The sequence below is a fragment of the Mycobacterium europaeum genome (genome assembly GCF_002102155.1).
Lineage (GTDB): Bacteria > Actinomycetota > Actinomycetes > Mycobacteriales > Mycobacteriaceae > Mycobacterium > Mycobacterium europaeum.
The window spans coordinates 290,712-312,905 of sequence record NZ_LQOU01000051.1 but is presented as its reverse complement, the minus strand read 5'-3'; the positions used below and the strand labels follow the sequence as shown (position 1 = coordinate 312,905).

22 protein-coding genes and 1 pseudogene are annotated in these 22,194 nt (G+C 66.8%); 11 read left to right on the top strand and 12 right to left on the bottom strand.

What is annotated here, in order from left to right:
* Positions 1-75 precede the first annotated feature (75 nt).
* Together AWC03_RS23440 and AWC03_RS23435 are read left to right on the top strand one after the other, a co-directional pair.
* The gene (locus tag AWC03_RS23440) at positions 76-999 is read left to right on the top strand and encodes an enoyl-CoA hydratase (RefSeq protein ID WP_085243068.1); all 924 of its coding nucleotides are present in this window, start codon (positions 76-78) and stop codon (positions 997-999) included.
* A gap of 204 nt (positions 1,000-1,203) precedes the next feature.
* Positions 1,204-2,034, top strand: coding sequence for an SDR family oxidoreductase (locus AWC03_RS23435; protein ID WP_085243067.1), 831 nt, complete (start codon positions 1,204-1,206; stop codon positions 2,032-2,034).
* Here AWC03_RS23435 and AWC03_RS23430 read toward each other — a convergent pair.
* The 7 genes and pseudogenes from AWC03_RS23430 to AWC03_RS23400 all read right to left on the bottom strand — a co-directional run.
* Positions 2,017-2,172, bottom strand: a pseudogene (locus AWC03_RS23430) (NAD(P)-dependent oxidoreductase); the annotation flags it as partial. The gene AWC03_RS23435 and the pseudogene AWC03_RS23430 overlap by 18 nt on opposite strands.
* A gap of 135 nt (positions 2,173-2,307) precedes the next feature.
* A complete protein-coding gene (locus tag AWC03_RS23425; protein WP_085243137.1) occupies positions 2,308-3,342 on the bottom strand; it encodes a quinone oxidoreductase family protein in 1,035 nt (344 codons plus the stop codon).
* 105 nt (positions 3,343-3,447) lie between these two features.
* Positions 3,448-4,041 carry a cupin domain-containing protein gene (locus tag AWC03_RS23420; RefSeq protein ID WP_085243065.1) on the bottom strand — a complete coding sequence of 198 codons (594 nt, stop codon included), beginning with the start codon at positions 4,039-4,041 and terminating at the stop codon, positions 3,448-3,450.
* Complete coding sequence (locus AWC03_RS23415) at positions 4,041-4,844, bottom strand: SDR family NAD(P)-dependent oxidoreductase (protein ID WP_085243064.1); 804 nt, start codon at positions 4,842-4,844, stop codon at positions 4,041-4,043. Before AWC03_RS23415 ends, AWC03_RS23420 begins: the two co-directional genes overlap by 1 nt.
* Positions 4,841-5,593 (bottom strand): cupin domain-containing protein, encoded by a 753-nt coding sequence (locus AWC03_RS23410; protein WP_085243063.1) that lies wholly within the window; start codon positions 5,591-5,593, stop codon positions 4,841-4,843. Before AWC03_RS23410 ends, AWC03_RS23415 begins: the two co-directional genes overlap by 4 nt.
* A 44-nt stretch (positions 5,594-5,637) precedes the next feature.
* Complete coding sequence (locus AWC03_RS23405; protein WP_158089998.1) at positions 5,638-6,771, bottom strand: 2-deoxy-scyllo-inosose synthase; 1,134 nt, start codon at positions 6,769-6,771, stop codon at positions 5,638-5,640.
* Positions 6,772-7,149: 378 nt separating this feature from the next.
* Positions 7,150-8,466 carry a multidrug effflux MFS transporter gene (locus tag AWC03_RS23400; RefSeq protein WP_249025959.1) on the bottom strand — a complete coding sequence of 439 codons (1,317 nt, stop codon included), beginning with the start codon at positions 8,464-8,466 and terminating at the stop codon, positions 7,150-7,152.
* Between the two features lie 992 nt (positions 8,467-9,458).
* Here AWC03_RS23400 and AWC03_RS23395 point away from each other — a divergent pair.
* The gene (locus AWC03_RS23395) at positions 9,459-10,250 is read left to right on the top strand and encodes an SDR family NAD(P)-dependent oxidoreductase (RefSeq protein ID WP_085243061.1); all 792 of its coding nucleotides are present in this window, start codon (positions 9,459-9,461) and stop codon (positions 10,248-10,250) included.
* Between the two features lie 90 nt (positions 10,251-10,340).
* Here the strand turns inward: AWC03_RS23395 and AWC03_RS23390 are convergent, their stop codons facing one another.
* Both AWC03_RS23390 and AWC03_RS23385 read right to left on the bottom strand, forming a co-directional pair.
* Positions 10,341-11,894 carry an LCP family protein gene (locus tag AWC03_RS23390; RefSeq protein ID WP_142278491.1) on the bottom strand — a complete coding sequence of 518 codons (1,554 nt, stop codon included), beginning with the start codon at positions 11,892-11,894 and terminating at the stop codon, positions 10,341-10,343.
* 277 nt (positions 11,895-12,171) lie between these two features.
* A complete protein-coding gene (locus AWC03_RS23385; protein WP_085243059.1) occupies positions 12,172-12,444 on the bottom strand; it encodes a hypothetical protein in 273 nt (90 codons plus the stop codon).
* Positions 12,445-12,506: 62 nt separating this feature from the next.
* Here AWC03_RS23385 and AWC03_RS23380 point away from each other — a divergent pair, with 62 nt between their 5' ends.
* Both AWC03_RS23380 and AWC03_RS28245 read left to right on the top strand, forming a co-directional pair.
* Positions 12,507-13,655 carry a TDT family transporter gene (locus tag AWC03_RS23380; RefSeq protein WP_085243058.1) on the top strand — a complete coding sequence of 383 codons (1,149 nt, stop codon included), beginning with the start codon at positions 12,507-12,509 and terminating at the stop codon, positions 13,653-13,655.
* 197 nt (positions 13,656-13,852) lie between these two features.
* The gene (locus AWC03_RS28245; protein WP_085243057.1) at positions 13,853-14,032 is read left to right on the top strand and encodes a hypothetical protein; all 180 of its coding nucleotides are present in this window, start codon (positions 13,853-13,855) and stop codon (positions 14,030-14,032) included.
* Here the strand turns inward: AWC03_RS28245 and AWC03_RS23370 are convergent, their stop codons facing one another.
* The gene (locus AWC03_RS23370; RefSeq protein ID WP_085243056.1) at positions 14,033-15,517 is read right to left on the bottom strand and encodes an amidase; all 1,485 of its coding nucleotides are present in this window, start codon (positions 15,515-15,517) and stop codon (positions 14,033-14,035) included.
* A 62-nt stretch (positions 15,518-15,579) separates the two neighbouring features.
* On the opposite strand from AWC03_RS23370, the gene AWC03_RS23365 reads away from it, so the two are divergent.
* The 6 genes from AWC03_RS23365 to AWC03_RS23340 all read left to right on the top strand — a co-directional run bounded on the left by AWC03_RS23365 (position 15,580) and on the right by AWC03_RS23340 (position 19,794).
* A complete protein-coding gene (locus AWC03_RS23365) occupies positions 15,580-16,446 on the top strand; it encodes an alpha/beta fold hydrolase (RefSeq protein ID WP_208859374.1) in 867 nt (288 codons plus the stop codon).
* 171 nt (positions 16,447-16,617) lie between these two features.
* The gene (locus AWC03_RS23360; RefSeq protein ID WP_085243055.1) at positions 16,618-17,265 is read left to right on the top strand and encodes a chymotrypsin family serine protease; all 648 of its coding nucleotides are present in this window, start codon (positions 16,618-16,620) and stop codon (positions 17,263-17,265) included.
* 142 nt (positions 17,266-17,407) lie between these two features.
* Entirely contained in the window at positions 17,408-17,872 is a 465-nt protein-coding gene (locus AWC03_RS23355; RefSeq protein ID WP_085243054.1) for a lipoprotein LpqH, read from the top strand.
* Between the two features lie 40 nt (positions 17,873-17,912).
* Positions 17,913-18,707, top strand: coding sequence for an MAP_0585 family protein (locus AWC03_RS23350; RefSeq protein ID WP_211279279.1), 795 nt, complete (start codon positions 17,913-17,915; stop codon positions 18,705-18,707).
* Between the two features lie 63 nt (positions 18,708-18,770).
* A complete protein-coding gene (locus AWC03_RS23345; RefSeq protein WP_085243052.1) occupies positions 18,771-19,010 on the top strand; it encodes a hypothetical protein in 240 nt (79 codons plus the stop codon).
* 7 nt (positions 19,011-19,017) lie between these two features.
* Positions 19,018-19,794: an enoyl-CoA hydratase gene (locus AWC03_RS23340; RefSeq protein ID WP_085243051.1), complete on the top strand. Its 777-nt coding sequence runs from the start codon at positions 19,018-19,020 to the stop codon at positions 19,792-19,794.
* 69 nt (positions 19,795-19,863) lie between these two features.
* Here AWC03_RS23340 and AWC03_RS23335 read toward each other — a convergent pair whose 3' ends face one another.
* Positions 19,864-20,790, bottom strand: a complete 927-nt coding sequence (locus tag AWC03_RS23335; protein WP_085243134.1) for a lytic transglycosylase domain-containing protein — start codon at positions 20,788-20,790, stop codon at positions 19,864-19,866.
* A 965-nt stretch (positions 20,791-21,755) separates the two neighbouring features.
* Positions 21,756-21,959 (bottom strand): cold-shock protein, encoded by a 204-nt coding sequence (locus tag AWC03_RS23330; RefSeq protein WP_007166408.1) that lies wholly within the window; start codon positions 21,957-21,959, stop codon positions 21,756-21,758.
* Between the last annotated feature and the right edge of the window lie 235 nt (positions 21,960-22,194).

Below are 22,194 nucleotides of genomic sequence, written 5' to 3'. Positions count from 1 at the left end.
ACCCAGCGGTGACCCACTTACACACTGGCCGTAATGTGTAAACACGCGGACCTGACAACGAGTGAGGTGGGCCGAATGACAGTGTCAGAGCAAGCCGGTGCGCAGACGGGCGACGCCGACGCCGAAGAGTTGGTGAGCTACGAAACCCTCGACGAGGGCCGCATCGCGCGGATATGGCTCAACCGGCCCGACGCCCACAATGCACAAAGCCGCGGCCTGCTGATCCAGCTCGACGAGGCGTTTCTGCGCGCCGAGGCCGACGACACCGTGCGCGTGGTGATCCTGGCGGCGCGCGGCCGCAACTTCTCCGCCGGTCACGACCTGGGTTCGGAGCTGGCGATCGCCGAGCGCAGCCAGCTTCCGAGCTTCCGCATCAACGGTGGGACCCGGGATCCGATCGTGGAGAAGCTCTACCTGCAGGAGTGGCACTACTTTTTCCAGAACACCTGCCGCTGGCGGGATTTGCGCAAGATCACCATCGCCCAGGTACAGGGCAACGCGATCTCCGCGGGTCTGATGCTGATCTGGGCGTGCGATCTGATCGTGGCCGCCGACAATGCCAAGTTCAGCGACGTGGTCGCGGTGCGCCTGGGCATGCCGGGCGTCGAATACTACGCCCACCCTTGGGAATTCGGTCCACGTAAAGCCAAAGAGCTGCTGCTGACCGGAGATTCGCTCGACGCCGACGAGGCCTATCGGCTGGGCATGGTCTCCAAGGTGTTCCCGCTCGACGAGTTGGCGGACAAGACACTGGAATTCGCGCGGCGCATCGCCGACCGGCCCACGATGGCGGCGCTGCTCGTCAAGGACTCCGTCAACGCCGCTTCCGACGCAATGGGGTTCACCGAGGCGTTGCGGCACGCGTTCCACATCCACGAGCTGGGGCACGCGCACTGGGCGGCCCACAACGAGAACAGGTACGCGGTCGGCCTGCCGCCCGACGTCGAAGACTGGCGCAACGCCAAGCCCACACAGGTGGCCCGCCGCGATACGCCGTAGGCTCCGCGGGCACTTCCGTCGCGTGTGAAACCACGGCTTCCCGTGTGCGTCCGGCTGCGATTTCGCCGTTTTCCCGGCCCTGAGCGCACGCTCGAAGCCGGCAGCGCACGCTCGAACGCCCCGCCAAGTCTGAGGCCGACGTGGCAGGTCTGACAGCTGGCCTATGCTAGAACCCGTTTCAGTTTCGGCGTTAGGGGCTCGGGCGTGCAGCTTTCTTTCGAAAACCGGACATACCTGGTTACCGGCGGTGGCAGCGGAATCGGCAAGGGCGTGGCCGCCGGGCTGGTCGCGGCCGGTGCCTCGGTCATGATCGTGGGCCGCAATCCCGACCGGTTGGCGGGCGCGGTCAGCGAGATCGAGGCGCTCGGGGGCGGCGGCTCCATTCGCTACGAGCCGACCGACGTCACCAACGAGGAGGAGGCCGCCCGCGCGGTGGAAGCCGCGACGGCCTGGCATGGTCAACTCCACGGGGCGGTGCATTGCGCGGGTGGCTCCGAGACGATCGGACCGATCACCCAGATTGACTCGGAAGGCTGGCGGCGCACCGTCGACCTGAACGTCAACGGGACCATGTATGTGCTCAAGCACGTCGCGCGCGAGCTGGTCCGGGGCGGCGGCGGATCGTTCGTCGGCATCTCGTCTATCGCCGCCAGCAACACCCACCGGTGGTTCGGTGCCTACGGGGTCAGCAAGTCGGCCGTCGACCACATGATGCAGTTGGCCGCCGACGAGCTCGGCCCCTCCTGGGTGCGGGTCAACAGCATCCGGCCGGGCCTGATCCGCACCGATCTGGTCGCGCCGGTGTTCGCCCTGCCGGAGGTGAGCGGGGACTACAGCGAGTGCACGCCGCTGCCCCGGCCGGGAGAGGTCGAGGACGTCGCCAATCTGGCGCTGTTCCTGCTCAGCGACGCCGCCTCCTACATCACCGGTCAGGTCATCAATGTCGACGGTGGGATGATGCTGCGGCGCGGCCCCGACTACTCCGCCATGCTGGAGCCGGCGTTCGGCGGCGACGGGCTACGCGGAGTGGTCTGACGCCAAGCCGGCGTCCCAGTCGGCGAGCGTGGCGAGCGCCGACCAGTCCAGCTGCCCACCGCCGGTGGCCACCAGGGTGAGGAAGCGGTCGCGCAGCAGGCGTGCCACCGGTGGTGACTGCAGTTCTTCGGCAGCGGCGTCGAACAGCGCAGACAACGGCTGCAAAACCTGACGTCGGATTCGGCTACCGAGTAGGCCGCGGGCCATCCCGGCTGTCACCCGATAAACACCGCGGCGGCGTTGGTCCACTGGACCGCCTCGGTGATGGTTTGTTCAGTCACCTTGATCGACATTGTGTTGCACTTGTTGATAATTGGATCGTTTGATCTCCACGGGCTCAGGGATGATCACGACGCGGCCGGCGATGTGGTCGGCGACGGCTTGATACGCCGCAACCCCTCCGTCAAGCGGGTAGCTCGCTGCGATGGGCAGTGGCCGAAACTTTCCCGATTCGAAGTAGGGGCTGATCTGTTGCAGGAGCCGCGCGGACTCAGTCACGTCGAGCTTGCGGCTGTCTGACCCGAGGATGCGGGTTTCATTGCGGTACAGGTCAATGAGGTCGATGTTTACCGTGCGGGCCCCGACGGCGCTGATTGCCACCAGCCGGCCGCGACGGCCCAGCGAGGCCAAAGCGGCCGCCGTGGTCACTCCGCCCACGGCGTCATAGACGACGTCGACGCCCGTGCCGCCGGTCAGCCGCTTGATGTCGGCGCCGACGTCAGCGGCGGGATCGAAAGCGACGAACTCGTCGATGACGGCTGCAGCGGGGCTATCCGGGCTGGGAACGCGCCGGCTCACGCCGATCACCCGGGCTCCCAGCGCGTGAGCGATCTGCGCGACCGCGCCGCCGACCCCGCCGGTAACGCCGAACACCGCGATGGTTTCGCCGTCCAGCAGCTGCGCGGACTCTACTGCTCCCAGCCAGGCGGTCACGAAGTTCACCCCAACCGCAGCGGCCTCCTCGAAGCTCAACTTTTCGGGTTTGCGCACCAGCGCACCCACGGGTACCGACATCAGTTCGGCATGCGAGCCGTCGCGGGTGAACCCGACATCTCCGCCGGTGCCCCACACCGCAACCCCCTGCCAGTCGGGCGGCCCGTCGATCACCACCCCGGCGAAGTCCCGCCCGGGGACGCGCGGCAGCGCCGTGCCTTCCATCGCCCCGGCCACGTTCTTGACGTCGGAAGGGTTCACCGACGCCGCGCGAACGCGGATCACCGCTTCCTGCGTCGTTCGCACCGGGTCCGGCACATCCACGACCCGAAGAACGGCGGGGTCACCGAAACGATCGAAGCGCAGCGCCCGCATGATCACGTCCCTCTGTGAGCTGTTTGGCAAAGCCGGACAGTGCTAGGACAACACCCGAAAGCATCTGCCGGCATTCTTTCCGACGGCGCGGAAAGCCGGCCGCTGCTAAGCCCGCGAGCCTGCCCACCAACTGCCGGTGGAGCTCACACCGTACCGCTGTGCCAGATCCTCGGCTTTGTCGAGGTCGTAGCTGATCCCGTAGCGTGCACCCAGGGCGTGTATCACCTCTTGACTGGTCTCCCCCGCCTCGGTGAGTTCGCCGAATCGGAGGAAGTAGCACTCGAATTGCCCACCGGGATTGGTGATTTCGATCATCCGCGCGGGCTTGTCGGTAGCGTTCCATAATGCGTGCCGGACACCGCGTGGACGAAAAATGCAGCTGCCGGTCGGGGCGACGAACTCCTCCTCGCCGACAAGGAAGCCCATCTCACCTTCCACCACGTAGCTGACTTGATCCTGCGCAGCGTGGGTGTGTGGGGCCACCATCACTTTCGGCCCGACCGGCTGCTCGTGCATGGTGTATGCACCGCCGGTCCACTCGGCGGACACCTTGTACACCACCGACATCGACCCGGTGCGGATGGCCTTGCCCGCGCCCGGGGGCAGGAACGCGACGGTGTCGCGCAAAGTCGTTGGCACCGAGCCGGGTTGCTCGCCCGCCTCCGGCGGCGTCGCGACGCGCGTTTCAGGATGGCGCATCACAGCAAACCACGGATGCTGCCACCATCCACACCCCAGACCGTCCCAGTGATGAATGACGCGGCCTCGGAGGCCATGAACGCGATCACCCTCGCGACTTCGTCGGGCGTGCCCATCCGCCCTGCGGGGATCTGGCGCTGGGACAGTTCGTGTTCCACCGCGGCCTTGGCGTCCCGGCCGTGCAGCGTGCCGAGCGTGTCGGCGAACCCGCCGGGGCGAGTCCACAGCGGTGTCCACACCGGTCCCGGCGCCACCGCATTGATTCGCACGCTTGGCCCCTCGGTCAGCGCCAACGACTTGGTCACCGACAGCAGGCCGACCTTGGAGACCTGGTAATCCATTGGTGCGGCCTCCGGTTGACGAGCCAGGTCCGACGAGTTGTTGACAATGCTGCCGCTACCACGCAACCGCATCCCGGGTAGCACATACCGAATCGCGCGGATCGCCGAGAAGAGATTGATCTGCAACGTCGCCGCCCAGTCGTCATCGGTGAGTTCGTCAAACGTCCGCGCGAAGCATTGCCCGACGTTGTTCACCAGAACGTCGGCTGTGGCGTCATAGGGACGCAACGCCATCTCCAGCCCGTCGACGACACCCCAGGCAGTGGACAGATCGGCGGCGGCGGTGGACACCTCCGCGTTCAGCGCGCAGACCTGTTCGGCAGTGTTCTCCAGCTCGTCCTTCGCCACATCGACGAGCGCCAGCCGGGCGCCCTCCTTGGCGAATTCCAGTGCGGTGGCCCGCCCGATCCCGCTCGCCGCGCCCGTCACGACGACGACGCGGCCTTCGAGTCCGAGTTTCATGCCACCGCCACCTCGGTCGAGATCAGCCGCAGCTCATCTTGGCCGGAGACGTTGATGATGCGCCGTGTTGCCCCGGCGGGCAACCCCACACAGAGCCCCGGACCGCCGTCGTAGGTCTCGTCCTCGACAGTGATCGCGGCGCTTCCGTCCAGGACAAAGATCACCTCGGCGCACTCGGGCAATGAATAGTCCCCGAGGCGGGCCTGAGGCTCGAGACGAACCTCGCTGAAAGCCCGCCAGGGCCCGGTGAATATCTCCGTCAACATAACGCGGGACAGGTGGACAGGCTGCGGCGAATCGCGGAATCCATCCACCGTGCGCATCCGATCCGCAATGGGAATGAACATCGGATCCGCGGACGGGCCTTCACCGGGGAAAACCTCGGCGACAAAGAAGACCATGTCTTCTTCACCGGTGTTCTTGATGGAGTGCCTGCCGCCGATCGGAGTGGTGATCAGATCGCCTGCGCGCACCTGGTGCGTTCGGCCGTTAACCTGCATGGTGGCCACGCCGGACAGGACGTAGTAGATCTCCTCGGTGCGCAGGTGGACGTGCTCGCCGACGCCTGCCCCGGGCAGCAGCGTGACATGTTCGACGGTGTTCCACTCGCCCTGCAGGTGTGCGCCGTACGCGAGTTGCTTCCATCGGGCGGTGCCCGTTCCACCGATTTGCCGGATTGTGGTGGCCAGACCACTGGTGTCGTTGATGATCGGCCCGTATCCAGAGTAAGCCGTTGATAACGCTGTCATGATGGCTGCACTTTCGTCAGCGCCGCGTCCGTCGCAACCTGTGGCTAGGATCCCGGCAGGTAACTGCCGATGGCGCAGCGCAGAATGTCCTCGTCCACCTGGGTGATGATGTTGTCGTCGACCCAGTGCGGGCGACCGAGTCCCTCCAGGATGACCATGTCGGCCATTCCCGGACGGGACGGGACGTATCCGCGCTTGTTGTCGCGACGGACGGCGGAGATGATCTCGTCGACCGTAAGCTGTGACGGCAGTTCAACGGGAGCGCCGTTGCGCTCCAACAGAACTCGATGTGCCGCTTCATCGGCCTCGTCCAGGAAACCGAGCAGACGCGAAACACGTGCGGCGACCAGCATGCCGACACCGATCGCATGGCCGTGCCGCAGTGTCCCCCCCGTGAGCAGCTCGGCCGCATGGCCGACGGTATGCCCGTACTCGAGCACCAACGCTTCCCGCTTCTCCCGGTGGTCGTTTCGCATCACAGTGGCCTTGGCCGTCACGCACAGATCGATGAACTCGGCGATCGTCTCCGATGCGTACACCGCGTCGGGCCGCAGCTTCGCGGCGATCTCGTCGTACCGGTCCGGGCAGATTCCCAAGACATTCTTGATCATCTCGCAGAGCGCGGCCTGGATCTCTTCCGGCGGGAGCGTCGCAAGGAAGTCCAGGTGGTTCCACACCAATACCGGGGCATGAAAGGTTCCGAGGTGATTCTTGCCTATGCGCGAATTGACCGCTTGCTTCAATGACAGCACCGAGTCCGACATCCCGAGCAAGGTAGTCGGCAAGTGCACCAACCGAATTCCGCGAAAAATCAGCGCCGCCAACAGACCTGCGACATTGCCCGCCAGTCCGCCGCCGAGGGCGACGACCACCGAGTTGCGGGTGACTCCGCTGCCGATGACCTCCTCGGCCAGTCGGTCCAAAGTCTCGATGTTCTTGGCCTTCTCCGTGTTCGGTGCCGTGAACACTCCGGTCGGGCCGACGCCGACAAGGCAGTTTTCCACCGCATGCACAATCGCCGAAGGCACCCCGTCATCGGTGATGACAATGAACCGGTCGGCGTCGAGTTCGACCATGCGACTCGCGAATTCAGCCCATGATTGATCACCCGAATGAACGTGGAACGGATAGCGAAAGTCGCCAAACTGGACCTCGCGCTCGCACGCAATGACCGACATGCCCGCTGTACTCATCGGATTCCTTTCCCCCCACCGTCAAGGCATCTGCGCCGTGCCGGAGCGATACACAATGTATCGCAGTGATACGTAATGTATCGGACGCGGCGTGCTAACGGGTGAACGTCCCATGACGTTTCTGTATAAGCGGGTCGACGCGTGTAACCAATTGGCGCTCTACAGTCCAAGGCCAGCGAAAAGCGCCTGCAACAGTTTTGCGACTTAAGGAAGCGCCAACAGGCCAGGCCCGCAAAGCGCGATGACATCGAATCCTGCTGCGGAGGTGACGGTTAGCCCTTTTTCAAGGGCGCGGCCGACTGAGGGCGGCGATCGCTATCTGGGGCCCTCTAGGGTCACCGCCGTTGACTAACGACTTTGTACTCATCCTGCGTTTCCCGTCGCGACGGCGGCAGATGGTTTGGTGTCCAGCTGTTTTCGCGGCGCCATGATGCGAGCGAAGACTGCGAAAGCGCCTGCGGCAAGCACCGTCGCTGCGAGCGGAATAGCGCTGTGCCGGTCGAGTCCGGTTATCGGGGCCGCGATCGCGCCGAGAGCGAACTGGATCATGCCGAGGGCCGCAGCGGCAGTTCCGGCTGTGTCCGGGTGCTGGTCGAGGGCAAGGGCTGCAGCGTTGGGCATTGTCAGACCGGTGCTGGCGACCATGACGAACAGAGGCACCACCAGTGCCCAGAGGTAGGGATTGTGGTGGGTGGTGACGATCACCAGGAATACGGCTGCCGCTCCGCCGGCGACGCCGACGAGGCCCAGATCCAGCAGCGTGCGCGGGGAGAAATGTTGCAAGAGGCGGGCGTTGACGGCGTTGGCAAGTAGAACCCCGGCGGCGTTGAGCGCGAAGAACAGCGCGAACTGTTGCGCCGACATCTGAAACAGGCCCTCGAAGATGAACGGGGACGCCGAGATATAGGCGAACATCGTCGTGAACGTGAAACCACCTGCCAGCGCGTAGCCGGTGAAACCAGGGTCGGCGATCAGTCGTCGCAGCGCGTCCGCTCTGACGGCGAATCCGCCGCGTGCGCGGCGCGCGACCGGCAGGGTTTCGTCGACCCAGGCGTAGGCGCAGCCGACGAAGATCAGGCCGAGTCCGGCGAGGGCGAGGAATACGCCGCGCCAGTTGGTGATCCGCAGCAGCTGGGCGCCGACGGTCGGCGAGATGACCGGGGCAATGGCATTGACGGCCATTAGGATCGAGTAGGCCCGGGCGGCGGCGCGGCCCGAGTAGAGGTCGCGGACTATGGCGAAACAGATTGCGATCCCGGCCGCGCCGGCGCAGCCTTGCAGCAGCCGGAACAGGTCGAGGGTAACGATGTTGGGCGCGCTCGCGCACAGCGCCGACGCCAGGACGAACACCGCCATGGCGGCCAGCAGGGGCCTGCGGCGGCCCCAGCTGTCGCTCAGCGGCCCGGCGATCAATTGGCCTGCCGCCAGCCCGAATAGGCAGGCGGTCAGCGAGGACTGTATCCCGGCCGGGGTGGTGTGCAACGCGGCGGCGGCCTGGGGCAGGCTGGGCAGGTACACGTCGGTTGTCACCGGTCCAAACGCCGACAGCGCGCCGAGCATGACGAGCAATCGGGCGCGCAAGGGGGCCCGAGGCCCCGCGTCGCTGCGCGAGTCGATATCGAAGGTCTTATCCAGTCTGCTCCCGGTCCGAGCCTGCGGTTTTGCGGTTTGATCAGCCAACACCAGCTTCTCCGGGCCTAGTACCGGGCCGGACCCGGATGGACGCCGAACGTCGGCCGATCCAGACCGAGAAGGAGGGATACGGGATCCGGTGGGACTTGGCTCACGCCGCCGATCACCGGGATTCCCGAGTTGCCGTCCATCGCTACCTCGTCCGATCTGGTTCGCTGCGACTGGATCGGAGATACCCACTGGAGATGCATCCCCTGCATTGATACGAAGCCATCACCGCTGATACGAGAAGTATCAGTGTGATACGCACAGTATCCGTTCGCGGACCACCAGGCAAGGCCCGGTGTTTTACAAACGCGTTTCGGTCAACCACCCGAAGCGGGGCTTGAACCACAGCCGAGTCAACGGTGGGTGTCTCGATCGCGCCTCAATCATCGAAGAGCGGCGCGGACGGTGCGCGGCGCTTTGCCACGTACAGCCAAGTGCACCAACATTACCGACGAATTAGCCGGTGGCTGTGCAAAGAACCCGAGTGCGCCTGCCTGGGCTCGCGTTGATCCTCGCCGGCGCACCGCACTGCTTGGCCACCATCACACATTCGTCATTGATGCGGAACACGTTGCAGCAGTTGATAAGAGGACGACATTCGGCAACAGACAAAGACGCCATCCGGTGATCGGAATGCTCAGTCCTATGGCCTACGAACAATCTCTCGACGCGGCCACCCAAGCCGGATAACCTCCCTGTCCACTTTTCGTCGGAAACCTCAGTCGCCAGATCAGGATGGAAGACCGATCAACCCTTCGCGGTCATCCATGGCCTTGCGGGTGAGGGAGTTGAGTTGGTCCGCGTCACGCTTGCTCAAGCAGTAGGAGGCCCATGCCGTACGAGAGCGCCCACGTGATGCCATCGGCGCCCGGCACCAGGAGCACCTCCGCGGCCCGATGTCCGTGCATCCACTTTGCCTTGATTCGGGCCCCATTCGGGCCACACCTTGCGATGATGGGCACGGCTAGTGACGGACAAGCACGGGAGCGGCAATGGAGCGACTCAAGGGCAAGCGGATCCTGGTGACGGGCGCCGCGTCGGGAATCGGCCAGGCCACCGCGCTGCGCCTACTGGATGAGGGCGCCACCGTGGTGGCCTCCGATGTCGCGGAGGCCGGCCTGGACGCCACGCGGGCCCGCGCGGACGAGGCCGCGACCGCCGCTCGCCTGACCACCATGCCGATGGACGTGGGCAACGAGGATTCGGTGGTCGAGGGGGTGGCGCGGGCCGTCGAAACGCTCGGCGGGTTGGATTCGTTGGTCAACGCCGCCGGCATCCTGCGCGCCGCGCACACCCACCAGACCACCCTGGAATTGTGGAACAAGATCGTCGGCGTCAACCTGACCGGCACGTTTCTGGTTGTGCGGGAAGCACTTCCGGCGCTATTGGCGAATTCGCGCAGTGCGATCGTGAACTTCAGCTCGACTTCCGCCTCGTTCGCTCACCCGTATATGGCGGCGTACGCCGCCAGCAAGGGCGGGATCCAGGCGTTCACGCATTCGCTGGCGCTCGAGTACGCCCGCGCCGGCCTGCGCGCGGTGTGCGTGGCGCCCGGGAGCATCAAGTCCGGGATCACCGACGCAACCGGCGGATACATCCCGAAAGACGCTGACTGGGCGCTGTTTTCGAGGTTGATGCCGATTCTGCCGACCACGGTCGAGTCCAGCGGGACCGGGATGGCCGATCCGTCCGTGGTGGCCGGGGTGATCGCCATGCTGGTGTCCGAGGACGGCGCGTTCATCACCGGAACCGAAATCCGCATCGACGGCGGGACGCACGCTTAACTCGATGTCGGCGACCCGCAGCGCCCGGCTGCGCCGCGCTTGCGATCGCCGAGACTCGATGTCGGCGACCCGCAGCGCCCGGCTGCGCCGCTAGTTAACGCACGGAACGCCGTCGCCGTCGATCGGCTTCCCCTGATCGGGCGTCGGATAGGTCGTGGTGGTGCCGTTGTAGTAGTAAGTCTTGGCCTTGGTCGACGTCGTCGTGCTCGCGGTGTCGTCCGTGCTGTCGTCAACCATCGACACCGTGAAATTGGTATCCACGGTCACCCTGATGTGGCCGGGCTGAACGGTGGGGTCGGGATGGCTGGGCGCGTCGAGGCCGAGCAGCTTGGCCACGTTCGCGGCGTCGGTTTCCGCACCGGCACCGTAGGCGACCGTGCTCTCCGTCGGCTCGCCCGAACTGCGGTCGCGGGTCTGGCCCGTCGTGTAGCCGTGGTTCTGCAGGGCGCGCGACACCTCCGTCGCGAGTCCACTGGTGCTGCCGGCATTGATCACATCGACGACGGTCGACGGGCTCGGCTTGGCGGCGGTGGTGGCGGGCGTTGTGGTCGGCGGCGAGGCGCCGATGGCCGCGGCCACCTCGGCCTTGATCGCCGCCGGATCGACGATGTTGACGTCCTGACCGTCGATGTTGTCGTAGCGCACCACCGGCAGCGTCCGGAACTCCACGTGGCCGCCGGAGGCCAGCGAACCCAGCCGCTGGATCATCTCCTCGTCCCAACCGGCTGAGAGCACCACGTCCTTACGTGCCACGGCCATCAGGCTCTTGAGCTTGTCCAGATTCGTGAACGTCCCCGCGGCCTGCAGTTCCTGCATGACCGACGAAATGAACGCCTGCTGCCGGTGGGTGCGGTCCAGGTCCCCGTTCTCCAGGCCGTGGCGTTGCCGGACAAAGGACAGGGCCTGGGAGGCATCCAAGGTCTGTCGCCCGGCCGGAAAGTCGGCGCCCGAGTAGGAGTCGTAGACGGGATGGTTGAGACAGACCTCCACCCCGCCCAGGCTTTGGGCCAGATCGTAGAAGCCGGCCAGGTTGACCTCGGCGAAGTAGTCGATGGGGACGCCGGTCAGGCTGCGCACCGCGCGCAGCGTCGCCGCGCGGCCGGCTTCGCGGCCCTTGGTCTCGAGTTCCTTCTGGCTGCTGGTGCCCTGGTTGGCGAGCTTTTGCGCGACGTACTGCTTGGTCAGGCCGTACGCCTCCTTGATCTTGATGTGGTTGTATCCCGGCACCCCGTTGAAGGCCACCCAGTCGTCGCGCGGGATCGAGAAGGCGACGACTTTGTCGTCGGCCCCGACGTGCACGAGGATCAAGGTGTTGGTGTTGTAGCCGCCGTCGTCGGAATCGCCCGCGTGCAGATGCTTCAAGATCGACCAGGGCAGGTCGTTGCCCTCCTGGTCTTTGCGGGAGTCCAGCCCGATCAGCAGGATGTTCATGTTGTCGCCGCTGGATCGCGGGTCGTCGGGCTGCAGGGCGTTCGAAACGGTGATGCCGCCCAGCGCGCCGTGAGCGACGTAGTACCCCGCCCCGGTCAGGCCGATTGCCGCAACGGAGACCAGCGCGCCCAGGGTGCGCGTCAGCCCCTTGCGGAATCGGGAGGGCTGTCGGACGGCTCGATGACGGTGGTGAGCACCGCCAGAGCGGGCCATCACAAACCTCTGTCCGGACCCAGCGCATCGCCGGGCACCGCGGCGGCGGTTTGCGGCGATGTCGCTTCAAGCATGGTGTCAAGTATGCGTTAGCTTGCTGTGAAGGCCCCAATCGAGGACGGTTGCCAGGCGCGCTCCGCGGGGGCCGCCGGGCCGTCCATCGCAGCGGCAATTTCGGTCTGACCAGCGTGTTCCGTCCTGGCCATCGCGCCGGGGTTTCGCTAATGTCACATGACCGGCGGGACCGAATCGAACTTGTTATCGAGCCGAGATGAGACTACGGGGCCTTCACGAGGTCCTGGCCCGACTCGTAGAAAACGGCGATGTTCGAGCCGGTCGCGATCTCGGCGAGGTAAACACCGAGCGGCTCGACCTCGTAGTAGTAGTGAATATTGCCCTGGGGGTCCACCGCCGTCGCGCATGACAAGCCCGGCGCCCCGCAGCGTTGCTTGATGGGTACGGCGAGAACGGCGAGGGCCACCACCACGGCGATCCCGACCATCAGCCGAACCCTGCTGACCGCCCTCCTGGCCGTTGGCGCCGGATGCATCACCGTTGGAGTCTAAGCGGCAGACGCGCCCGATTCGGCGCGGCGCAGTAGGTTTTCCAGCTATGGCCATTGCAAGCCCCGACGGTGCAGCGTCGCCGCAGACCCGGGTCGAGGTACTGGGAAACATCGGGCCCAACTGGTTCGCCTCGGTGATGGGCACCGGGATCGTGGCCAGCGCCGGCGCGTCCCTGCCCGTGCACGCAGTGGGGCTGCGCGCATTCGCCCAGGTGGTGTGGGTGATCGCCGCCGCCCTGCTGGTGGTACTGATCGTGCTCGTCGGGGGGCACTGGCTGCGGCACCCGACGGTGGCGCGCACCCACGCGCGCAATCCGCAGATGGCGCACTTCTACGGCGCCGCGCCGATGGCGCTGATGACCGTCGGCGGGGGAGCGGTGCTGGTCGGCAGGGACCTCATCGGCGAGCGCCTCGCCGTCGACCTGGATTGGGTGCTGTGGACGGCGGGAACGCTGGGCGGCCTGTTCACCGCGGTCAGCATTCCGTTCTTGATGTTCACCCAGCACAACGTGGAGCCCGACGCGGCCTTCGGGGGCTGGCTGATGCCGGTGGTTCCACCCATGGTGAGCGCGGCCATGGGTGCGCTGCTGCTGCCGCACATGGCGGTAGGCACCGGACGCGAAACCATGCTCTTGGGCTGCTATGCGATGTTCGGCCTGTCGTTGCTGGCTTCCCTGAACATCGTCGCCATGATCTGGGCGCGCCTGACCCTGTACGGCACGTCGGGCTCGGCGCGCGTGCCGACACTGTGGATCGTTCTGGGCCCGCTCGGCCAATCCATCACCGCTGCAGGGCTCTTGGGTGCTACCGCGGCACTGGCCGTCGACCGCGACCTGGCCGAGGAGATGAACGCCTTCGCGATCCTGTACGGAGTTCCGGTGTGGGGTTTCGCGGTGTTGTGGATCGCGCTGGCCACCGCGCTCACCGGGCGTACGCTGCGGCGCGGCATGCCGTTCGCGCTGACGTGGTGGAGCCTGACCTTCCCGGTGGGGACGTTCGTCACCGGCACCTCCCAGCTCGCCGGCCATACGCATCTGCCCGCGTTCCGGGCGGCTGCGGCCATCGCGTACACGGGGCTGTTGTTCACCTGGTTGCTGGTGGCTGTGCGGACTGCGCGGGGGAGCCTGCGCGGCAATCTGCTCAAGCTGCCGCCGAGCACCGCGCCGGTCAAAGCCAGCAAGGAGCCGGTGTCCTGAGCGGCGGCGGTCCGGCTTCGTCCGCGTTTCGGCTCCCGGGGCAGGCGGGTAGGCAACCCGGGAGCCGATCGGAGGGCTGAGCGATGGACACCACCGATTCGCCGCAGCGGGGCACCCCCCACTGAGACGCCCGAGCGGCTGAGGCCGGCCCAGACACCCGAACGGCTCACACCGGCGGAAGACATCGGAGGTTGAGGATGCGTGCTGAGGAAGGCGACGAAACGGTCAACGACTATGCCGCGGAGGGAAAACAGGCTCTCGGCAGGATCAAGGCTTCTCAATGGGCCGGGAATCGGCTCGGCGATGTCGCCCGACGGTTTTCGCGGCTCTGGCGGGGCGACCACCCGCCGGAAGGCAAACGGGACGCGTCACGGTAGTCACGCGGGCGCCGGGTACCGGTGGGCCCACGGGGCGGCTTCCTCGAGTTGGGCCGCCAGCTGCAGGAGGTCGCCGTCGGCGCCCAGCCGCCCGACGAATTGGACGCCGAGGGGAAGCCCGGCGTCGGTCCAGTGCAGGGGGACGCTGATCGCGGGGCGTCCGGTGATGTTGGCGAGCTGCGTGTACGGCACCCATCCCAGGCTTTCGCGGACCAATTGGTCGAGAATGCCGCTGAGCGCCAGGAGTTTTCCCGCGCGCACCTTGCTGGCGATGCGGGCCGCCCGTTGGAGTGGTCGGGGCGTGGCCGTCGCGCCGACCCGAAGCGGCGGCGTGGCCAGGGTGGGGGTCAGCAAGCAGTCGAAACTCTCGTGGAAGGCCGCCAGGGATCTGATGTGGTTGTTGCGGTTCTCCAACGCGAAGATCGGTGCCAGCACTCCGGTGGACCGGGCGAGTTCACTCACGGCCAAGGTGTCGGCCTCGAAATCGCGGTCGCCGGCGCCGGTGCGTTGTCTGGCGTCGGCGACGTGCTGGTAGAGCTGGGCGAACCAGATGATGAGAAAGTCGCGCGCCAGGGCGGCGTCGTCGTACGGCGGCCGAACCTCCTCGAGCCGGTGTCCCAGATCGCTCAGGAGCGACACCGCCCGTTCGACCGCGGCGACGGCTTCCCGGTCGGGCTGCGGGTTGATCGCCGAGGACCACGAGTACCCGATCCTCAGCGTGCCCGGACGACGCTTGATGTGTTCGGCGAACGCGCCTTGCGGAAGGGCGACTTCGTAGGCGGCGTGCGCATCGCGGCCGACGATCGCGTCGCAGAGCGCGGCGCTGTCGCGGACGGTGCGCGAGACGACGCCCTGGGTCACCATCCCGAACATCGGCTCGCCGGTCTGCGGCCCATACGGCGAAAGCCCCCGGCTGAGCTTGAGGCCGACGAGCCCGTTGCAGGCGGCCGGGATGCGGATCGATCCGCCGCCGTCGTTGGCCCCCGCGGCCGGCACGATCCCGGACGCAACCGCCGCTCCCGAACCGCCCGATGAGCCGCCGGGGGTGTGCTGGGTGTTCCAGGGGTTGCGCGCCGGCCCCCAGTAATCCGATTCCGTCACCCCCTTGGCCCCGAACTCGGGGGTGTTGGTCATGGCGAAGATCACCAGCCCCGCATCCAGGAACCGCTGCGTCACCAGCGCGTGTTCGTCGGACACGTCGTTGGCCAGCGACCGGGAACCGCTCGACGTCGGGAAGCCGCGATACTCCTGGGCGAGGTCTTTGATCACGAAGGGCACGCCGGCGAACGGCCCGGACAGGGCCGCGTCGGCGGCCCGCCTGTCCGCGACTTCGCCCAGGTGGCGGACGATCGCGTTCAACCGCGGATTGACGGCGTCCGCCCGCTGCCGGGCCAGTGCGAGAAGTTCGGACGCCGTGACCTGCTTGCGCTCGACCAGTTCGGCCAACGCGGTCGCGTCCATGGACATGTACTCGTCAAGCCGCATGGGTTTCTCCTCGGGACGCCCCGCTGCATCGTATTGAAGCGGCTTAGTATCACCTGATGCCCATGGCAGTGGAGCCGTTTTCGATCCAGGGGACCGGTGGCGTACGCATCGTCGCCGACCGGTTGGGGGATCCGCAAGCGCGGGCCGTGGTGTTCCTGCACGGTGGCGGGCAGACGCGTCGCTCCTGGGGCAGGGCCGCGGCCGCCGTCGCGCAGCGCGGCTGGCAGGCCGTGACCGTCGACCTGCGCGGCCACGGGGAATCCGACTGGTCCGACGAGGGCGACTACCGCGTCGTCAGCTTCGCCGGTGACGTCCGGGAAGTGCTGGGGACGCTGCCCCCGCAACCGGTGCTGGTCGGCGCCTCCTTGGGCGGCTTCACGTCGATGCTGCTCGCCGGTGAGCTCTGCCCGGGCATCGCCAGCGCGGTCGTGCTGGTCGACATCGTGCCGAACATGGATCAATCCGGGGCGAATCGGATCCACGCCTTCATGTCCGAGCGGGTGGAATCGGGGTTCGCTTCACTCGACGAGGTCGCTGACGCGATCGCCGAGTACAACCCGCATCGGCCGCGGCCCACCGACCTGGACGGCCTGACCACGAATCTGCGCCGCCGCGGCGATCGCTGGTACTGGCACTGGGATCCCCAGTTCATCAGCGGAACCGCCGCGTTTCCCCCGTTCGAGGTCACCGACCCCGATCGCATGCACGCGGCCGTCGACGCGATCCTGCGTGACGGCGTGCCGATGCTGTTGATCCGGGGACAGGTGAGTGACCTCGTCAGCCAGGAACGTGCGGACGAATTCCTGGCGCGGTTCCCGCAGGTCGAATTCACCGACGTGCGCGGTGCCGGGCACATGGTCGCCGGTGATCGCAACGACATCTTTGCCGACGCCGTGCTGGGCTTCCTCGCCCGGCACGTCGTCGGCTGATCGCCGGCTCGTCGTCATCGAAGCGAAACTGGTTGTCGGGCAGAGGGAATGCCACTGATTTGGCGTTCATGTCAATTCGCTTGGGTGGCTGGCGGATCCGTCCTGAACACCCGGGCGGCCGCAACCCGTTGACGCTGTTAGCATGCTGCCCGACACATCAAGAGAGGTGGCGTGGCCATGCGGTGGTTGCGAGGGTTGGGCCTGGTCGGTGCTGTGGTCGTCGCCGCGACGGCGTTGGCGAACCCCGTATGGGCGGATGCGGGCGTGGCGCCGGGTATGAAGGTCGAGGATGAAAACAACTCGTGCACAGCGGGTTTCGCGGCACAGGGTATCGACGGCAGCTATTACCTGATGACCAGCGGCCACTGCGACGCCCACGACGGTTCGTTGTGGACGTACGGGAATGCGTTACCGCTCGGGCGGATCAGCGCCAGCGAGCAGGAGGGCGAGATACGCGACGCGGCGATCATCCGCCTCGACCCGGGTGTCGGCGCGCCGATAGGTGATGTCGGCGGACGGTATGTGGTTCGGGATGTGTTGCACAGCGACCAGATTCGCGAGGGTGCGCCGTTCTGCAAGATCGGTGCGGTCACCGGCGAGACCTGTGGTGTCGTCAAGCATGTGGAAGGTGGCATTGTCACGGCCAGTGTGTTCAGCCTGAATGGGGACAGCGGCAGCCCTGGTTTCGTGAAGAACGACGACGGCAGCGTGAGTGCGGTGGGTTTGTTGATGTCTTCGCCCGACGGTGACGACAACACCACCGACTTCGTACTCGTCGATCCGCTACTGGGCAAGTGGGGGTTGCGCGTCCTGCCGTGATACGCGGCCGTCGCGACACCGGGTTTGTGTCCCACGGGCAGCGGGTAACCGCGCTCGCGGCATCTGGGCGTCCGTGCTGGATCGGCGCGGCCCGGCCAGTGCAGTTGGCCGTGCGACACCAGCGACACGAAGGAGAGCAGCAGTGAAGCGTGGGATCGTCTTCGGCGCGGCGGGCGTGGCCGTAGTGGCCGCGGCCTGCGCCGGCTGTTCGAGAAACGAGCCCAACACCGGATCCTCGTCCTCGTCCCCATCGGCGGCCGGTCCGCAGGTCATCGTGGACGGTCAGGCGCAGAACGTCAGCGGCCAGGTCACGTGCATCCAGTCCGGCGACAACACCAACATCGGCATCGGTGATCCCACGGCCGGTGTCGGCGCGGTGGTCGGCAACGCGAACCCACCCATCGTGCACTCGGTCGGACTCGGCAGCGTCAACGGCATCACACTCGGCTTCTCCGACGCCGCTCCCAATCAGGGCGGCAACGCCGGAGCCGCCGTGAACGGGAAAACCTATGCAATCAAGGGCACAGCGACGGGTCTCGACATGAGCAATCCGCAGCAACCGCAGCAGGTGACCAAGTCGTTCGAGTTGGACGCCACCTGCCCGTAGCGCAGGCGATCGACACCCGAGAGGGGACGCAGTCATGTCTATGAAACGTGTCGTCAGCGCGGCGGCGGTTGCGGCCGGCCTGAGCATCTCCGCGGTCACCTTGACCGCGAATTCGGCCTTCGCGGCCCCGCTCGACCCGCCGCCGCCGTGCCCGAACTGCCACGGCGGCGGCGGTGGCGGGGGTAACCCCGGCGGCGCCGGCGGCCCGCAGAGCGGGCCGGGCGGTGAGCAGAGCGGACCCGGCGGTGCGCCGGGTGGGCAGAACAATCCGCCCCAAGGGGGGCATGGGCAGAACCCGCAGCAGGGCGGCCCGAACGAGCAGCCGAACAACGCGCCCGACCAGCACGGACAGAACCCGCAGGGTGGGCAATCCAACGCGCCGGCGAGCGAGCACAACGCACCGCCGTCGCAGGGCAGCCAGGCCCTCAACCCGCCGAGCACCCAGCCTCCGCACCAGCCCTACGTCCCGCGGGGCACCTATGCGAGCGGCAACGCCCAAGTGGGTGGGCCCGGCGATGCGCGGGCCGGCTTCAGCGCGGTGGACCACGGCGCGCCGCCACCGCCGCCACCGCGAGGCTACGGCTGGAATGACGGTCCGGCGCCGGGCCACCCGCCGCCACACTGGGTGGGCGCGCCGCCTCCGGGCGGCTGGGACGGTCCGCCGCCGCCGGGCGGCTGGAACCGTCCGTGGTCCGGGCCGCCGCGTGACCTCGCCGTCGCGCAGGCGGATTTCGGGCCGTTCCAGTACGACACCTACACCGCCATCCCGGTCTTCAACTGGCAGTTCGGCGGTTGGGGCTTCTGGTACATGGGGGTCTGGGTTCCGCTGTACTGACGGCCCGGGCTGAGCCGATCACCGCGTCGGGCGGCGCGCGGGTCGTCATGGCAGGCTCCGGGAATGGATGTGCGAGAAAACGTTCGCCGGGCCATCGAGGTCATGACGGCATGGACGTCGGACAGCGGCAATGAATTCGCGTGGAACCGGCTCGTTGAAAACGTCACCAACGAACCCGACGGCGAAATCATGCTGTTGATGGGGTTCGTCAATCTCGCCGGCGAGTTGGGAATCAAGCTGGAGAAGGCGACCGGCCAAGCGATGTGCACCCATCTGCAAGACATCGCCCTGAAGTACCTGTGAGGGCCACATGAACACCACGGGAAGGCCGTTCACTCAAGTCGGTCGCGACGGCGGCGTGCTCACCATCGAGCTGACCAACTCCAAGCCGCTCAACATCGTCGGCACGCCCGCCATCGAGGAGTTGACGCAGGCATTCCACACCGTCGGCCATGGCGATGACGTTCGGGTGGTCGTGCTGCGCGGGGCGGGGGACGCCGCCTTCATCGGGGGCGCCGATATCCATGAGATGGTCGCCCTGGACCGCTTCAGCGCCGAGGTGTTCATCCGTCGGCTCGCGGGCCTCTGTGAGGCGATCCGTCAATGCCCCGTCCCGGTCATCGCCCGGCTCGCCGGGTACTGCCTCGGCGGTGGGCTCGAGGTCGCGATGTGCTGCGATCTTCGGATCGCCGAATCCGGAGCCAAGTTCGGCATGCCCGAAGTGGCGGTCGGCATTCCCTCGGTGATCCATTCGGCCTTGATGCCGGCGCTGATCGGGGCGTCGCACGCGGCCTGGCTCCTGCTGACCGGCGAAACGATCGACGCCGGCACGGCCGTCACCTGGGGCCTGGTGCACCAGGTGGTCGCCCCCGACGCGCTTGACTCTCGCATCGCCGAACTCGCCGGGAAGCTCGCGGGATTCGGCCCGCACGCGGTCCGTCAACAGAAGCGCTTGCTCAACAAGTGGTTCGACATGACGGTCCCCGCGGCGATCGAGGACAGCATCGAGCAGTTCGGACTGGCGTTCCTGACCGGGGAGCCCCAAGAGCACATGCGGGCGTTCCTCGCGCGCAAGAACCGAGGGTAGCGCGCCTCACTTGGGACATTGGCCCTGAAATCCGTTGCCGTGCTTGCTTTCCTGGCCTGACCGTGACAATCACTGCGGGTGGGTGGCCAGGTAGTCCGCGACGGGGATCGGGGCCGGCGCTGCGTAGCCCACGGGGAGCAGAACGTCGCCCGCGGTGGTGACGTAATAGACGTCCCACCGGTAGTAGGTGGGAAAAGCGGCCGGATCGGCTGCGATCAATGCGGCGTATTGGTCTACCGCATCGACGTATTGGTGCGCGTGGTTGTAGCCGTAGATGGCGCGAGCGGGGTCGTTGGCGAAGCCGTTGGCGGCGAGGAAGCGGGCCGCCGCCATGATGCTGTCGCGGGGCGAGTTGATGTCGCCACCCTGACCGTAGGTGGCGAAGGTCGACGGCAAGAACTGCATGGGCCCTTGCGCGCCGGCCGTGCTGACGCCGTTGATGCTGCCGAAGCGGGTCTCGACGAAATTGATGGCGGCCAGGTAGTTCCAGCCGACGCCGGTCTCCGCCTCCGCGGTGTGGAAGTCGTTGATCAACTCGTCGGCGGGAACCGGAGGCTCGATCCGCCAGGCGGGAAGCGTGTCTTTTGCGGGCGTCATCGCCTGAAGCTGGCGCCGCGCGTCGAGGTTGCGGTCGTAGACGTCGACCAGTTCCGGTGGGATGCGCGGCCGGGTGATGGAGTCCCATTCCGGGTGTCTCCCGATGGCCCGGTACGCGGCCTGCTCGCGATGCGCCGCCGCCACCAATGCCGGCTCCGCCGTCGACGGGTCACGCAGTGCCCGCTCGTCGGCGACCAGGTCGTCGGCCAGCTGCCCCGGATCGGTCGCCAACTGGGGTTGTGCGCCGAGGGGCGGGGTTGGTGCGGCGGGCACGGTCCTCGACGCCAGCGGGGTGGCGACCGCGGTCGATGCCGGCACAGCGGTTACCGCCGTTGCGGTGGGCTTCGCCGTCGGCGCCGAACAGCCGACGAGTGCGACCATGGCCACGCCGAGCAACATCGGCGCGGCGTGCCGCACTGTCCGGGTGTTCGCGACGCGGTCACGGCTCACTGTGATCACTTCCATCGATTTGCCGTGACAAGTCTTCCGCATCGAGCGGTCCCACATCAACGGCCGCTCGGGGCGGGGCGTCGACGAGGAACATCCCTCGACGGCGGAGCGGCGACGCCGGACCACGCGGAAGTGGGGGGATTCCTTCGAGTTGCGGCGTACACCGGCGCATTTCAGACTGGGAAATCAGCTTCCCGGCAGAGCGGAAAAGTCATATGCCTGACGCCACGGCCGAACCGTCGGCGAGACGGTCCCGCGTCCGTCGCCCTCCGGGCCGGGCTGCTGCGAAGTTCGTCCCCCGCCTGACGCGTCCGGCGATTCTTGCCGCGGCGCTGACGGTGTTGATCGCAGGGCAGCAGACCCCGCCCTTGTTGCCGCCCGGGTGCGCGATTGGCTGGACCATGGTCGGGGGCGTGTTGATGTTCGTGCCCGACTGCACGCATCGGTCGCCGGCTCCTGTGCCGCCCCCGCCGGACGGCCCGCCGCCCGATCCTGTTCCGCCGCCGGATCAGTAGGCGATAGGGATTTTCCCGCTAGGCGGACCGGGCGAGCGGCGTCGGGTCCCGGGCAAACCGCCTACGATGGCATCGCGGTGCCGGGATCGCTGTTGGGGCGGTCGGAGAAGGCCGGAAGTTGTACCGGTTCCCCATCGCCAGCGGGCCGTGAAACGACCTCGGGCTCGTAGCGATGCGAGAACAAGTCGGACGATGTCATGGAATGGGTTCCTCAAATTGGTTTGGCTTCGGCCCAAACGGAGGTGGTGGAGCGAAGAGCGATCGATTCGTAGATGCGCCCCTCCGCGAGAAAGTTGCTGGGGAAAGGCGGAACACGACCGCTGCCACCAATGTACACGCCTCAACGCACTGTGGGCTGGCGGGAAGCCTCCCACCAGCCCACATAGGGTTGAACTCGCTTTAGACGGCAGTTACTCCGACTGCCTGCGGGCCCTTGGCTCCCTGCTCGACATTGAACTCGACTCGCTGGTTCTCCTCGAGCGATCGGTAGCCGTTGCCCTGGATTTCCGAGTAGTGGACGAACACATCCGCTGCGCCGCCGTCCGGAGCGATAAAACCGAAGCCTTTTTCGCTGTTAAACCATTTCACAGTTCCCTGTGTCATACCTTCAACTTCTCTCATTGTGAACGGATGCCGACGGGCATCCCCGGGTTACGGTAGCACATGCGCTGTCCGCGAATGCTAACCGATTGGAACGCAACACTTTTCATGCGGTCTCGGGCCCGTCGTCGATCAATCGGGTCAGGAATCCTCGAATCCGTGGTGAACAGCCCGATCCGATGAATCGGGGGCCGCCGCGTCGTCGCTATCGGCGCCGAGACCAGGGTGCCGCCTCGCA

Bases quoted from the DNA above. Each gene is read 5' to 3' on its own strand.
- AWC03_RS23415 (WP_085243064.1), bottom strand. From the start codon at position 4,844: ATGAAACTCGGACTCGAAGGCCGCGTCGTCGTCGTGACGGGCGCGGCG.
- AWC03_RS23350 (WP_211279279.1), top strand. From the start codon at position 17,913: ATGAAACGTGTCGTCAGCGCGGCGGCGGTTGCGGCCGGCCTGAGCATC.
- AWC03_RS23335 (WP_085243134.1), bottom strand. From the start codon at position 20,790: ATGTTGCTCGGCGTGGCCATGGTCGCACTCGTCGGCTGTTCGGCGCCG.
- AWC03_RS23395 (WP_085243061.1), top strand. From the start codon at position 9,459: ATGGAGCGACTCAAGGGCAAGCGGATCCTGGTGACGGGCGCCGCGTCG.
- AWC03_RS23420 (WP_085243065.1), bottom strand. From the start codon at position 4,041: ATGCGCCATCCTGAAACGCGCGTCGCGACGCCGCCGGAGGCGGGCGAG.
- AWC03_RS23365 (WP_208859374.1), top strand. From the start codon at position 15,580: ATGGCAGTGGAGCCGTTTTCGATCCAGGGGACCGGTGGCGTACGCATC.
- AWC03_RS23385 (WP_085243059.1), bottom strand. From the start codon at position 12,444: ATGCATCCGGCGCCAACGGCCAGGAGGGCGGTCAGCAGGGTTCGGCTG.
- AWC03_RS23380 (WP_085243058.1), top strand. From the start codon at position 12,507: ATGGCCATTGCAAGCCCCGACGGTGCAGCGTCGCCGCAGACCCGGGTC.
- AWC03_RS23390 (WP_142278491.1), bottom strand. From the start codon at position 11,894: ATGGCCCGCTCTGGCGGTGCTCACCACCGTCATCGAGCCGTCCGACAG.
- AWC03_RS23345 (WP_085243052.1), top strand. From the start codon at position 18,771: ATGGATGTGCGAGAAAACGTTCGCCGGGCCATCGAGGTCATGACGGCA.
- AWC03_RS23410 (WP_085243063.1), bottom strand. From the start codon at position 5,593: ATGACAGCGTTATCAACGGCTTACTCTGGATACGGGCCGATCATCAAC.
- AWC03_RS23340 (WP_085243051.1), top strand. From the start codon at position 19,018: ATGAACACCACGGGAAGGCCGTTCACTCAAGTCGGTCGCGACGGCGGC.
- AWC03_RS23405 (WP_158089998.1), bottom strand. From the start codon at position 6,771: ATGTCGGTCATTGCGTGCGAGCGCGAGGTCCAGTTTGGCGACTTTCGC.
- AWC03_RS28245 (WP_085243057.1), top strand. From the start codon at position 13,853: ATGCGTGCTGAGGAAGGCGACGAAACGGTCAACGACTATGCCGCGGAG.
- AWC03_RS23330 (WP_007166408.1), bottom strand. From the start codon at position 21,959: ATGACACAGGGAACTGTGAAATGGTTTAACAGCGAAAAAGGCTTCGGT.
- AWC03_RS23370 (WP_085243056.1), bottom strand. From the start codon at position 15,517: ATGCGGCTTGACGAGTACATGTCCATGGACGCGACCGCGTTGGCCGAA.
- AWC03_RS23425 (WP_085243137.1), bottom strand. From the start codon at position 3,342: ATGCGGGCGCTGCGCTTCGATCGTTTCGGTGACCCCGCCGTTCTTCGG.
- AWC03_RS23440 (WP_085243068.1), top strand. From the start codon at position 76: ATGACAGTGTCAGAGCAAGCCGGTGCGCAGACGGGCGACGCCGACGCC.